12 protein-coding genes are annotated in these 13,814 nt (G+C 39.9%); 6 read left to right on the top strand and 6 right to left on the bottom strand.

What is annotated here, in order from left to right:
• The first annotated feature begins 64 nt into the window (after positions 1–64).
• The 4 genes from ACFQ4X_RS18820 (at position 65) to gatB (ending at position 3,797) form a co-directional block, all read left to right on the top strand.
• A complete protein-coding gene (locus ACFQ4X_RS18820; RefSeq protein ID WP_379837909.1) occupies positions 65–319 on the top strand; it encodes a YciI family protein in 255 nt (84 codons plus the stop codon).
• Between the two features lie 271 nt (positions 320–590).
• The gene (gatC, locus tag ACFQ4X_RS18815; RefSeq protein ID WP_066285784.1) at positions 591–881 is read left to right on the top strand and encodes an Asp-tRNA(Asn)/Glu-tRNA(Gln) amidotransferase subunit GatC; all 291 of its coding nucleotides are present in this window, start codon (positions 591–593) and stop codon (positions 879–881) included.
• A 15-nt stretch (positions 882–896) separates the two neighbouring features.
• The gene (gatA, locus tag ACFQ4X_RS18810) at positions 897–2,354 is read left to right on the top strand and encodes an Asp-tRNA(Asn)/Glu-tRNA(Gln) amidotransferase subunit GatA (protein ID WP_379837907.1); all 1,458 of its coding nucleotides are present in this window, start codon (positions 897–899) and stop codon (positions 2,352–2,354) included.
• A gap of 12 nt (positions 2,355–2,366) precedes the next feature.
• A complete protein-coding gene (gene gatB / locus ACFQ4X_RS18805) occupies positions 2,367–3,797 on the top strand; it encodes an Asp-tRNA(Asn)/Glu-tRNA(Gln) amidotransferase subunit GatB (RefSeq protein ID WP_379837905.1) in 1,431 nt (476 codons plus the stop codon).
• Between the two features lie 248 nt (positions 3,798–4,045).
• On the opposite strand, the gene ACFQ4X_RS18800 is transcribed toward gatB, so the two are convergent.
• Positions 4,046–4,879, bottom strand: a complete 834-nt coding sequence (locus tag ACFQ4X_RS18800) for a TetR/AcrR family transcriptional regulator (RefSeq protein WP_379837903.1) — start codon at positions 4,877–4,879, stop codon at positions 4,046–4,048.
• A gap of 95 nt (positions 4,880–4,974) precedes the next feature.
• Here ACFQ4X_RS18800 and ACFQ4X_RS18795 point away from each other — a divergent pair, with 95 nt between their 5' ends.
• Positions 4,975–8,058, top strand: a complete 3,084-nt coding sequence (locus tag ACFQ4X_RS18795; RefSeq protein WP_379837901.1) for an efflux RND transporter permease subunit — start codon at positions 4,975–4,977, stop codon at positions 8,056–8,058.
• 256 nt (positions 8,059–8,314) lie between these two features.
• Here ACFQ4X_RS18795 and ACFQ4X_RS18790 read toward each other — a convergent pair whose 3' ends face one another.
• Entirely contained in the window at positions 8,315–9,262 is a 948-nt protein-coding gene (locus ACFQ4X_RS18790; RefSeq protein ID WP_379837899.1) for a hypothetical protein, read from the bottom strand.
• A gap of 117 nt (positions 9,263–9,379) precedes the next feature.
• On the opposite strand from ACFQ4X_RS18790, the gene ACFQ4X_RS18785 reads away from it, so the two are divergent.
• On the top strand, positions 9,380–9,877 hold the full coding sequence (locus ACFQ4X_RS18785) for a hypothetical protein (protein WP_379837897.1): 498 nt from the start codon (positions 9,380–9,382) through the stop codon (positions 9,875–9,877).
• Positions 9,878–10,114: 237 nt separating this feature from the next.
• Here ACFQ4X_RS18785 and ACFQ4X_RS18780 read toward each other — a convergent pair whose 3' ends face one another.
• The 4 genes from ACFQ4X_RS18780 to ACFQ4X_RS18765 are packed head-to-tail and all read right to left on the bottom strand — an operon-like array spanning position 10,115 to position 13,801.
• Positions 10,115–11,047 (bottom strand): ABC transporter ATP-binding protein, encoded by a 933-nt coding sequence (locus ACFQ4X_RS18780; protein WP_379837895.1) that lies wholly within the window; start codon positions 11,045–11,047, stop codon positions 10,115–10,117.
• A complete protein-coding gene (locus ACFQ4X_RS18775) occupies positions 11,040–12,023 on the bottom strand; it encodes an ABC transporter ATP-binding protein (protein WP_379837893.1) in 984 nt (327 codons plus the stop codon). The genes ACFQ4X_RS18780 and ACFQ4X_RS18775 overlap by 8 nt, the downstream gene beginning before the upstream one ends.
• A 15-nt stretch (positions 12,024–12,038) precedes the next feature.
• Positions 12,039–12,977 (bottom strand): hypothetical protein, encoded by a 939-nt coding sequence (locus ACFQ4X_RS18770; RefSeq protein WP_379837891.1) that lies wholly within the window; start codon positions 12,975–12,977, stop codon positions 12,039–12,041.
• Complete coding sequence (locus tag ACFQ4X_RS18765; protein ID WP_379837889.1) at positions 12,974–13,801, bottom strand: ABC transporter permease subunit; 828 nt, start codon at positions 13,799–13,801, stop codon at positions 12,974–12,976. Before ACFQ4X_RS18765 ends, ACFQ4X_RS18770 begins: the two co-directional genes overlap by 4 nt.
• Positions 13,802–13,814 lie beyond the last annotated feature (13 nt).

The raw sequence follows: 13,814 nt of genomic DNA, 5'->3' as shown, positions 1-13,814 counted from the left end.
TGTTTTTCTTTTTGTATTAAGAAGGAGTATAGTAAGATATATGTATCAATAAGGAGGTTATTAGATGGCATATTTCGCAGCGATTTTACATATGGAAAAACCGGAATTGAATCAGGAGTACCGCCAGGCTCACCTGGATTACCTGCAAGAACTAGTTGAACAGGATAAGGTGCATCTTAAAGGACCTTTCCTTGATGGTTCAGGCGGTATGGTCGTTTATAAAGCAGATTCTCTAGAGCAAGCACAAACATTAGCACAAGAAGATCCTTACGTGAAGGAAGGCGTACGCCGTTTAGAACTTCATGAGTGGGGTATCTAAAGATAAGGCCGATTCAAAACATTTTGTTTTGAGTCGGTTTTTCATTTGTCGAGCTTTGGCAAAAGATCTATATTTTCTAAAATAGACTTTATGCATATCGATTTTGACAATATTTATTAAAATTAGACCTTATTGTCCCCAAAAAAGACCTAATGCCTCTCTCATTTACACTTAATCGCACGAATCTTCTCTCCCTAAGTTGCCTATCATACAAGCTTTTTGTTATCATCAGAATAATACTTTTGTATAAGAAGTCTTGGAGGTGTCAGGTTTGTCTCGAATTTCGAAAGATCAAGTGAAACATGTAGCGCATTTAGCAAGACTAGCGGTTACAGATGAAGAAGCAGAATTGCTGACTGAGCAATTAGATAAAATTATCGGGTTTGCTGAAGAATTAAATGAACTCGACACAGATAACGTGGAGCCGACTACACACGTACTGGAGCTGAAGAATATACTTCGTGAAGATGAAGTGCGAAATTCTGTTTCAGTGGATGAAGCAATGAAAAATGCACCAGCACAAAAGGACGGCCAGTTTAAAGTTCCGAACATTTTGGAGTAGGAGGAAATACCACGTATGTCGATTTTAGATAAAAAGATTTCAGAACTGCATCAGTTATTACATACGAAAGAATTGAGGGTAACTGATATTGTGGATGCTACATTTGACCGCATCCATCAAGTTGACGATAAAGTAAGAGCATTTTTGACATTGAACGAAGAATACAGCCGCATTAAGGCAAAACAATTAGATGAGAAGCTAGTTTCCGGTGCTGACAGAGGACTGCTATTTGGCATGCCGATCGGTATTAAGGATAATATCGTCACAAAAGGAATCCGCACGACTTGTGCATCAAGAATTCTAGAAAATTTCGAACCGATCTATGATGCGACAGTTGTTGAACGATTAACGGAAGCGGACACGATCACTATCGGTAAATTAAACATGGACGAGTTTGCGATGGGGTCATCAAATGAAAACTCAGGATTCCACCCGACGCATAACCCATGGGATCTTTCCTGTGTACCAGGCGGATCATCAGGTGCGTCAGCTGCAGCCGTTTCTGCAGGGGAAGTTCTTTTCTCGCTCGGCTCGGATACTGGCGGATCAATCAGACAGCCTGCCGCATTCTGTGGTGTAGTAGGACTGAAACCTACATACGGCCTTGTATCACGTTACGGTCTTGTAGCCTTTGCGTCGTCTCTTGATCAGATTGGGCCTATTACAACAAGCGTTGAAGACAATGCGTACTTGCTGCAGGCGATTGCGGGGAACGATCCAATGGATTCTACATCTGCAAAAGTAGATATCCCGGATTACCTAGCGTCACTTACTGGCGAAGTAAAAGGATTAAAAATCGGTGTTCCTAAAGAATACCTCGGTGCAGGTGTAGAGCTTGGCGTAAAAGAGCGCGTAATGGAAGCTCTGAAGGTACTTGAAGGATTAGGCGCAACATGGGAAGAAGTTTCTCTTCCGCATTCACGCTATGCACTCGCAACATACTATTTGCTGTCTTCATCTGAAGCATCAGCAAACCTGTCCCGTTTTGACGGTGTCCGCTACGGCCTCCGTTCAGACAACAGCAACAACCTGATTGATATGTATAAGCAGTCCCGCAGTGAAGGGTTTGGTGAGGAAGTCAAACGCCGCATCATGCTTGGTACGTTTGCGTTAAGCTCAGGCTATTATGATGCTTATTATAAAAAAGCACAAAAAGTCCGTACGCTGATTAAAGAAGACTTTACAAAAATCTTTGAAAAATACGATGTCATCATCGGACCGACAACGCCATCTGCTTCATTCAAATGCGGAGCGATGACAAAAGATCCTTTAACGATGTACATGAATGATATTTTAACGATTCCTGTTAACTTAGCAGGTGTGCCGGCAATTTCCGTTCCATGTGGATTCTCTGAAGGGCTGCCGATCGGACTTCAGATCATCGGAAAGCATTTTGACGAGAGCACGATCTATAAGGTTGCACATGCGTTTGAACAGGCAACAGAACATCACAAAGCGAAGCCGAAACTGTAGGGGGTGCAGAGAATGAGCGAATTCGAAACGATTATTGGACTAGAAGTACACGTAGAATTAAAAACAAACTCAAAGATTTTCTGCGGCTGTTCTACAAACTTTGGTGCGCCGCCGAACACGAATGTATGTCCGATCTGTTTAGGACATCCAGGAGTACTGCCTGTAGTGAACCATCAAGCAGTGGATTTTGCGATGCGTGCTGCACTTGCATTAAACTGTGAAATCAACCGTGAAACGAAATTTGACCGTAAAAACTATTTTTATCCGGATAACCCGAAAGCCTATCAAGTTTCACAGTTTGATAAGCCGATCGGTGAACATGGCTGGATCGAAATCGAAGTTGGCGGAAACAAAAAGAAAATCGGAATTACACGCATTCATATGGAAGAGGATGCAGGAAAGCTTACGCATACGGCAGACGGCTCACTTGTAGATCTTAACCGCCAGGGAACGCCACTCGTCGAGATCGTGTCTGAGCCCGATATCCGTACACCAGAAGAAGCATATGCGTATCTTGAAAAATTAAAAGCGATCATTCAATACACGGGAGTATCAGATTGTAAGATGGAAGAAGGTTCATTGCGCTGTGACGCTAACATCTCTATCCGCCCAGTCGGCCAGGAGGAGTTTGGAACAAAAGCAGAGCTGAAGAACTTAAACTCATTTGCTTTCGTTCAAAAAGGACTTGAACATGAAGAGAAGCGCCAGCGTGAAGTCGTATCAGGTGGAGGAGAAATCCTTCAGGAAACCCGCCGTTATGATGAGGCTTCAAAGACTACACTTCTTATGCGAGTGAAGGAAGGATCAGATGACTACCGCTACTTCCCGGAACCTGATCTTGTTTCCATCTTTATTGATGACGAGTGGATGAATCGAGTGAAGTCAGAAATTCCAGAGCTTCCGGATACGCGTCAGAAACGATATGTTGGTGACTTCGGACTGCCTGAATATGATGCAAAAGTTCTTACAATGACAAAAGAGATGGCTGATTTCTTTGAAGGAACGATCACAGCAGGTGCTGATGCGAAACAAGCATCCAACTGGATCATGGGTGAAGTGAGCGCCTACTTGAATAATGAAGGAAGAGAACTGCATCAAACCGCTCTGACGGCAGAAGGTCTAGCCGGAATGATTAAACTAATTGGCAACGGAACGATTTCTAATAAAATCGCAAAGACCGTTTTCAAAGAGCTAATCGAAAACGGCGGCGATGCTGAAAAGATCGTAAAAGAAAAAGGTCTAGTTCAGATCTCTGACGAAGGGGCTATCCGTGGTATCGTCGTAAAGATTCTGGATGCCAACGAACAATCTGTAGCTGACTACAAAGACGGAAAAGAAAAAGCGGTAGGTTTCTTAGTCGGACAAGTGATGAAAGAAACAAAAGGAAAGGCGAATCCGCCGCTTGTGAACAAGCTGATTGTGGAAGAACTGAAAAAGAGATAGTTTTTTCTCAAGAGATTGTTGTTTTTGTGTAGACCCTTCGTTGACTAGTTGATTGGAGCGCAAGGTGCCAGACTCCTGCGGGATCAGCGGGACAGGTGAAACTCCTAAAGGCGCAAAGCGCGAGGAGGCTCACCGCACGCCCCGCGGAAAGCGAGCATCCTGGAGCGGAAATCAACTACTTCTAGCAACAATAATACGAAAACAGCCCAAATAAAAAAATCCTCCTGTAATGGGAGGATTTTTTTCGTCTATAACTCCAGATAATTCCGAAGTAAATAAGAGAGCTGCTTACACTTAGGATGCTCTTTGAGATTTGAGAGCAACCCTTTCACTATCGCAGGACTGAGGCTTGGTTCTTGAATGTGCTGTTTCAGCAGAACTAAGGATTCACTCTCGGTAGCCTCATCAATTTCTTCTAGTTTTTGTTCAATGATTCCGATGATCTGCTCTTTTGTAACTTTTTCACCCAGCGGTTCGTTAAACGATTGGTAAAGCTCTTCAGATATAAATGTGATCTCAGACTGCCTGGCAAGCAAAGAAGTTTTTTCTGCAAGTGATTGACTTAATAAATTCAGATCCAGAGGAACGTTAAAGAACAAAAATAGGTGTGAATAGATATGCATGAAGCCTTTAATGCAATAAATGAGATCATATTTTGTGTGTTTGACATCTTCCCCATATAAACGGTCCAACATCGCTAATGTAATTTTATCGATTACTTTATCATAGTGATGCATTTTAGATATGAGTTCTTCATTAAATGTTTGCGATTGTTCTTTAATAAAAATTTTGGCGAAATCTGAATGCTTTTTAAAGGAATGAAACGCTGCTTTAAAAAATTCATTTAAAAGACTATTATTATTTTCATGAGTATTGACTACACGGTCAATATCCGATATAAATTCCATCATAAAATGATCTATCAGACCAATTATCAATTCGTCTTTTGACTTGAAAGATAAGTAAAAAGCACCTTTGGAAATACCGGCGTGTTCGGTTATTTGCTGTACAGAAGTAGCTTCGAAACCTTGCTTTGCGAAGAGTTCTAGAGCACTTTCCATAATTAATTGTTTTTTACTCATTTCATCGCTCCTAGTAATATTTTATTGACAAATGACCGAACAGTCATTATTATAAGTAATTGAGTTTGATAAGTCAATTAGGGGTTGGTGGACTAATGAAAGGTTTAGTTAATTTTGTCCTGATGAATAAATTAGCCGTATGGCTGCTTACCATTATTATAACAGTTTCAGGTATATATTCAGGGACACGAATGAATATGGAAACGATTCCGGATGTATCGATTCCTTACTTAATGGTTATGGACGTTTATCCTGGAGCGACTCCAGAGAAAGTTATGGAAGACGTGTCCATGCCAATTGAAAAAGCAGTGGAAGGCCTTGAAGACGTAAAGGCCGTTTATTCAAATTCATATTCTAATATGTCAAACATTCAAGTGGAATATGAATACGGTATAGACATGGATGAGGCAAAACGTGAATTGCAATCTGCACTGGATACGGTAAACCTGCCAGAAACAGCACAAGAGCCGACAATTACAGCGATCAGTATGAACATGATGCCAGTTGCTGCACTTAGTGTCAGCAGTACGAAAGAAGATATCGTTGAATTAACTTCAACAGTAGAAGAGATAGTTCTTCCAAAGATCGAAAAGATCGATGGTGTAGCATCAGCCAAAATTACAGGTCAGCATATTGAAGAAGTGGACCTTACTTATAACAAAGCCAAAATGTCTGAGGTTGGTTTAACCGAAGAAAAAGTAAAAGAAATGATTCAGGCAAGCAACATGGCAGTCTCATTAGGACTTTATGAGTTTGAAGAAGGTGAAGAAGCAGTAGCAGTAGATGGCAAGTTCATGACAGCAGATGAACTGAAGAATATGATGATTCCGGTCACACCATCCGCGCAAAACCCAACCCCTTTTGTAAAGCTTAGTGAAATTGCTGAAATCAAAACGGTCGGAAAAGTAGAATCAGTCTCCCGTACAAATGGAGATGAAGCGATTGCGATCCAGATTGTCAAAGAACAGCAGGCAAACACTGTTGATGTTGTAGATAGTGTTAAAAAGTTAATTAAAGAAGAAAAATCAAAAATCGATGGTCTTGTGATTGATGTATCTCTGGACCAAGGTAAACCAATAGAAGAATCAGTAACAACAATGATTGAAAAAGCAGTTTTCGGCGGATTAATCGCTGTATTGATTATCCTACTATTTTTGCGTGATTTTAAATCAACGATTATTTCGATCATTTCTATTCCAGTTTCGATTTTCATGGCTTTATTGCTGCTTAACTGGATGGATATTACACTCAATATTATGACGCTTGGTGCGATCACAGTAGCGATCGGCCGTGTAATCGATGACTCCATCGTTGTAGTGGAAAATATTTATCGACGCCTGCATTTAAAAGATGAAAAATTAAATGGGCGTGCGTTAATTCGTGAAGCAACAATCGAAATGTTTAAGCCGATTTTGTCATCCACACTGGTAACCGTTGCAGTATTTGCACCGCTTATCTTTGTAGGGGGAATGGTTGGAGAGCTTTTCGCGCCTTTCGCGTTAACGATGACATTTGCGCTAGGAGCTTCACTGATTGTTGCCATTACAATCGTACCTGCATTATCCCACTTCTTATTCAAAAAGAAGTTATATCGTGAGGAGACAGAAGGAAGCCATAAAGAAGCTAGTAAATTATCAAATTGGTATAAAGGGATCCTTAACAAATCTCTTAACCATAAAATTATCACCTCAATATTAGCCGTAATTTTATTAGCTGGAAGCTTGGCTTTAACGCCGATTATAGGCTTCAGCTTCATGGGCAGTGAAGAAGACAAAGTAATGTATTTAACGTACACACCAGAAGCCGGCGAGCTTAAGGAAGAAACACTGGCAAACGTTGAAGAATTAGAAGAAGAAATGCTTAAGCGTGACTATATCGATATCGTCCAGATCTCTGTTACCGAAAACGCTGATCCGATGATGGCTATGGCAGGCGGCGGAGCAGGCGGTGCATTGATGTACCTGATCTTTGACCCGGAAATGGATAACTTCCCAGAAGTACGTGAAGATATAGAAGATTATTTAGCAGATATTGGACAATCAGGTGAATGGAAGAGCCAGAACTTCTCTGCATCGTCAGGTCCTGCAAATGAAGTCAGCTATACATTTTACAGTGAAGATTTAAATAAACTCAATAAAGCGGTAAAAATGGCTGAAGACGTCATGAAGAAAAATGACCACCTGGAAGATGTATCTTCCAGCGCTAAGGATTCGTTTGTTGAGCACACATTTAATGTTGATCAAAATGAACTGCTGAAATACGGACTGACAACGGGTCAAATCGTTATGATGCTTAATCCTGCAAAAACGGATGATGTATTAACTACGATTGAAAAAGACGGTGATACTTTAGACGTTATTGTTCAGCAGGAACAGACGAAACAACCTAAATCAGTTGATGATATTTTGGCAAGACAAGTTCCGACAGCCCTTGGAACGACAATGCCGTTATCAGAGCTTGTAACAGTTGAAGAAGGAACAACACTTAATACTCTTGCCAGAAGCAAAGGGGAATACTACGCAACCGTTTCAGGTAAGGCAATAGGTGATGATATTTCAAAAGCAACATCTGAAGTTCAAAAAGATATCGATAAGCTGGATATGCCTAAAGGCGTTACCGTTGGAGTCGCAGGTGTACAGGCAGATATGACGGAAACATTTACACAGCTTGGAGCAGCAATGCTTGCTGCAATTGCGATCGTTTACTTCATTCTTGTCGTAACTTTCCGTGAAGGTGTCGCACCATTTGCAATTCTATTCTCACTGCCATTTGCAGTAATTGGTTCATTTGTCGGATTATTAATTGCCGGCGAAACAATCTCTGTATCTGTCATGATGGGACTGTTAATGTTGATTGGTATCGTTGTTACGAACGCTATCGTTTTAGTAGACCGCATTATTCATATGGAACGTGAAGGTATGAGTATGCGTGAAGCGATTCTAGAGGCGGGAGCAACGCGTCTTCGTCCAATCCTAATGACAGCTATCGCAACAATCGGAGCATTAATTCCGTTGGCAGTTGGCTCAGGCGGAGGCGGATTAATCTCGAAAGGTCTTGGTATTACCGTAATCGGAGGATTAACTAGTTCCACGTTATTGACACTGATTATAGTACCAATCGTATATGAAGTATTGTCCAAGATCTTTAAGAAAAACCGTAAAGAAGTAGAAGAAAACTAAATGGTTAAGCCCTGCAAGGTGATGGTGTCATCCTGCAGGGCTTTTTTTATATATGGATGCAAAGTAGGTTTGTAAGCTGTAATTTTGATTTCTAGACCGTAATTTTAATTTATAAGCTGTAATTAAAATTTATAAGCTGTAATTATTTTTTCTAGACCGTAAAGTTACAATTATAGACTTTTCGGCAAATTGAACCGAACAAATCTCCAAAAAGGAAAAGGCCAACTAAAAAACGTTAGTCAGCCTTTTTTACATATCAACTGCTTCCGCACCCGCCGCCACAACTGCTGCCACAGCTGCTTCCGCCGCCATCACTATTGCAGCTGCTGTCATGATTATCGTTTCTACATGCGCTTCCACAAGCAGTCGAATCACCAGAATAGTTATTGGCCGGGTTTAATTTCCCCATATGACTGTCATACTCTTCAAAATGGTGATAGGAATAATAAAGCATGGCCCCAGCTAAAATGGGAGCACTATCAATCGCGGTTGGCGTAAGTTTTAATCCTTTATAAGGATCTTTTTCTTTTGTAAACCGTTCAATTTCACTTTTAATTTCTGTAAGCAATGCATGAACAGTATCCTTATCAGCGTTTTCTCTAAAATATCTTTTGCCTAATTCCTCAACGGAAAGAGTACGGAGCTCCTCTATAAGTCCTGGATGAAGCGGATTTTTAAAGAAAGTACCCCAAGCGACAGGTGTGAATTCTGTGAATACGAAAAGCTTCGCGTATAAAAGATCAAACCATGCTCTGCCATGAGGATCAGGTGTTACTGTATCATTTGGTGCGTGATGAATGTGCTCACCGCAAAGGTCTGTAGAAAACTTCACGTATTCCTTCGTATACATCAGCATCTCGTGCCAGATAGCATCCACTTTTTTGCTGAACATCGGAACGTTATTCAATAAAGAGCACATAATGAAGAAGCGTTTAAGCTCGTAGAAACAAACTTCAAAATAAGCTTCTGTAGCTTTAGGGTGCTCTGATAGATATCGACGTTTAAGTTTTTCCTTAAACTCGCTAGGAAGAGAAGCCTCTAACTTCTGGACCCTCTTTTTAAGATGGAGATGTTCATTGACGCCTAATTCTGGAGGCAAAGTGGTCATTTCAGCGATCTTTAAGTAATTAGGTTTTGTTGCTTTCTTTATCAAAATGGGAGCTGCTATAGCAATAACAAAAAATAAAATAAAAAGTTCGATCATGCCTGACGCCTCCTTTAAACTCTTTTACTCTAATACTCAATTAAATAATATATTCTTCTAACCTTCTTTAATGATAATATAAGATCAGTTAATTGTAAAAATGTGGATGGTGAATGAATGTCGATATTATTAATAGCTGGAATGATTTTAACTGTTATTCTTTTATCAAAACAAAGGAACTGGTCTTCAGTAAATCTTGTAACAAATATTAGCTATAAATTAAAGGGCAGCCAGTTAAGTCAAAACTTTTGGCTGGCAGGAGCAGCTTTATTTGCTGCAAATACTGCCTTGTTTTGCATAGCATTTGTCATCATGTTCTTTTTGCCAATGGGAACAATAATGGGTCTTTTATTATGCATACCGCTTAGTATTTTTACGTGGCTATTCATTTCTGAGATTTGGGATGGAAATGATAAAGACAAGATTAAGATGGCATGTGTGGGAAATTCGTTTTTCCTTATCCTAATGATTTGGGCTATCTGGTATTACATAACGCTCGAGTCAGCTTATCCTGGTGATGATCTGTTTATGGCATGGATCGGACTGATATTTTCATTGATTTTAGGGTTAGGAGCTATGGTAGTGAGTATGTTTGTGATTTTGAGGAACAAGTGATTTTAAAATCTGTTAACAATAAGTAAATAATGAACTTTGTCTTGCAAAAGAACTAGTTATTTATTGTAATACAATCTGTTGGGGCGAAACTTGAGGCTTATCGGGTGTAAAAGGCAGTTGACGGGTGAAACCTATAGGATTTGGGGTAAAAACGATAGTCTTAGGGGCGAACGTGTAACAGATAAAAGAACACGTACCGTAAAAAGAAAAGACTGGCGAACAGCCAGTCTTCCGCTTTTAAGTATAGCTAACTTGTTTTTTCGTACTTTCAATCTCAAAATCTTTTATATTGATCATATTGGCCGATACATAGTGTTCGTTTCCAACGTGCACTAATTGAGGAGGATAGAGCGGCTTCTCTGGCAGGATGATCGGCTCGCGATATGGATTGCGACGTTCTGGATCGGCAACCGGTATAGATGCCAGTAATGACTTGGTATATGGGTGTATCGGGTTGCGATACAGCTCTTCTTTTGGAGCTAATTCTATTAAATGCCCAAGGTACATAACGGCTACACGGTCACTCATGTAATGAACAACACTCAAGTCATGCGAGATGAACAAACAAGTCAGATTCAGTTCAGCCTGCAGATCTTTTAATAGATTCAGAACTTGAGCTTGGACGGAAACATCTAGTGCAGAAACAGGTTCATCCGCAATAATAAATTTCGGTTCAAGTATTAATGCGCGTGCAATCCCAATCCGCTGGCGCTGCCCGCCGGAAAATTCGTGAATCTTTCTTTGATAAGAGTTCCGTGGAAGTCCAACCTTCTCGAGCATACTTATCGCTTTATCCATACGTTCTTTTTTTGTCCCCATTTTTTGAATATACAGCGGCTCCTCAAGGATTTCCCCAACGGTTAAACGCGGACTCAAAGACTCATAAGGATTTTGAAAAATCATTTGGATTTCTTTTCGGTAAGGTCTTAGCTTTCCCTCATTAAGCCTAGTTATTTCTTTTCCTTCAAACCAAATCTGTCCGTGCTCAGGCTTATATAAACGCATAATTGTACGTCCGAGTGTCGTTTTTCCTGAACCTGACTCACCAACAACCCCGAGCGTTTCCCCCCGGTGGATGTTTAAAGAGACGCCATCAAGCGCTTTATGAACACCACTGCTGTCTGTAAAATACTTTGATAAATTCTGCGCTCTTACGAGTAGATTATCCAATTGCAACTACCTTCCTTTCGTCATCATAGAAACGAACATAATGCAGTGGCTCTACTTCAACTAGCGAAGAAGGAGCATTGAAAGAGCTGCTTTCGTAGGTGTACGTTTTTGGCGCAAATTTTCTGCCCTCATAACCGGTATCTTCAAAAGTATAATCGGCTATACTCTTTAAGCGTTCCTCGCTGTTCTCAGGATTGGGAATACTGCCAATAAGTGCTTTGGTATAGGGGTGAACAGGATTCTTAAATATTGTATAAACATCTGCAGATTCCACGATATGACCTCCTAACATTACGTAAACCCAGTCGGCATATTCAGCAACTACGCCAAAATCATGTGTAATCAGGAGAACGGAGGCATCCAAATCTGTTTTATAATGATCAATTAAATCAAGAACCTGTCTTTGGATTGTAACGTCCAAGGAAGTGGTTGGTTCGTCAGCGATAATAAGCTTAGGTTTGCACGAGATTGCCATTGCAATAAAGATGCGCTGTTTCATCCCGCCGGAAAGCTGCTCAGGGTATTGATCATAGACTTGGACTGGATTTTTAAAACCGACTTGTTCCAGCAATTGCAACGCTTCTGTCTTCAAATCAGTCTTTGGAAGCAGCTTATGATATTTAAGCCCTTCTGTGATTTGTACGCCAACTTTCATGCCTGGATTAAGCGAGGCGATGGCATCCTGAAAAATCATGGAGATTTCATTCCCTCTGATTTTTCGCATCTCTTTTTCAGATTGCTTCAATAAGTCAATTCCGTTAAAAATGATGGAACCTCTCTCCACTTTACCGTTAGGCGGCAAGAGATTTAACACTGAAAGAGAGGTGATACTTTTTCCAGAACCAGATTCTCCAATCAATGCAACGGTCTGGCCTTTTTCTATTTGAAGACTGACGTCATTTACCGCTATACTTTTTTCTCTTTTTTTCTTAAAAGCAACATTTAAATGTTCAATTTGTAATATATGCTGATCCATATTCTACACCTCTCTTTACAACTTGTTTGTCTCTTCTACACTATTTTGAATACCTTGAATGATTAAATTAAGAGCGAATATCGTAACCGCAAAGCATGTTAGCGGAATTAATATAACCCATGGTGCAGCTTGCAGTTTGGAAAAGGACATCCCGATAATTCCTGACCATTCACCAGCTAAAGGAATATCTACTAGTTTCACATTAAAAGGATCACCTAGCGCTAAAGTTTCCGCGCCGCCGATAAAAATAGCTAACACTCCTAAATGCGCTAAGAGTATCAATACTTGAATCATTTGCTGAGCAAATAAAAGCAGTAATCGTGTAGACAGCTCAGGGAGGACGTGTTTGTAATACACATAAGGCTTTTTTGCACCTATAGCAAATGTGTTATTGATATAGTCTTTGTTTAAAATGTCCCTGATCTCACGGGAAAAAGTTGAGATTAAAGGAGGGACACCGATACAAATTAATACAATACATTGCATCACGATTAGTTCCGTAAAGCTCTTGCGCTCCATTGCATGCTTCATCAATAGAGAACTCATGAATAGATAAGCTAATATTGTTGTAGGAATGGTAAGTGTGGCTGAAATTAGATCGTTTAGAAAAGAGTAATTAGCTTTTGGATTGATAAGCGTGATTCCAACAGAAACTATTATTCTAAAGAATGCGATTACAAAAGCAATTAAGATGGTGTACTTTGCTCCATCAATAATTTGATAAAAAAGCTGTTTACCAAACAAATCAGTACCAAATGGTGGATGTTCAGATGGAGAATATGGAATGTGATCAATCATCTTTCCATCTGCATCATATTTAAAGTCCATCAGTTTCATGGCTTCTGATCTTTGAATATCCAAAATGTCGGTCCAAAAGAAACTGAAGACTAGTAAACCGAGAATAAAAAGCAATCCAATCAGAAATTGTGGCTGTTTTGCTAGTTTTATAATCATGCCGCATTTTCCTCCATCTGTTTGTTATTTACTGACGCGTTATAGTTATCCGCAATTTCAAACAGAACAGAAAAAGGGATAGCAATGAATAGTGCAGTTACTAAAAAAGCGGCGCCCTTAGTATTCATTAATAAATACATAATTCCGTTTAGGTTGTAGACGTATTCCACAATAAACAGGTTTGAAAGCATGAAAACGAAGATTGTCTTTGAGTACTGAAACAGACTCGTCAGGATGTTTCTGAACACGTGTTTTAAAGTAATGTAAAAACGGCTAAGACCCATAGCTCTAGCTACCGTAACATATGGCCGGTGCTGTTCCTCTCTCATTAATAGAAGAGTAATTTTAAACAACTGAATGGTTGGCACGATTGAAAGTACGATAATAGGCAGCAAGTAAATGGGATTATTGTAATCGTTATAAAAATAGATGACGATTCCTGTCTTTTTGTAGAGATATACGATAAAAACTTGCAATATAACTACGATAAATAAATCGGGCAATGATTCTAATGCAGTTAAAAAACCATAAATAATCCGTTGAATAAGTCTCGGAAGCATTGTAGTAATGAAGGTTAGAATTAGTGCAACGAGCAAACCTACTAGCAGAGCAGCAAAGAAGATTTTCATGGAATAAAAGAACTGATCATAGATCTCAGGAAACATGTCTTTCGTTACGGTTAATCCTCTCAATGAATAGACATAAACCTGTTGATGAAGCTGAGTGTTTATACCGAATATTAACGCTGGAAGAATACTGATAATAAGAATACCTAGGATGGTTGAACGCAGCCGCCTTAAATAACTATGGAAGGAAAAATACATAACACACCTCAGT

The organism is Fictibacillus halophilus, from assembly GCF_042680145.1.
Classification (GTDB): domain Bacteria; phylum Bacillota; class Bacilli; order Bacillales; family Fictibacillaceae; genus Fictibacillus; species Fictibacillus halophilus_A.
The sequence above is the reverse complement of the archived record's forward strand: the minus strand, read 5'-3'. Positions and strand labels throughout refer to the sequence as shown.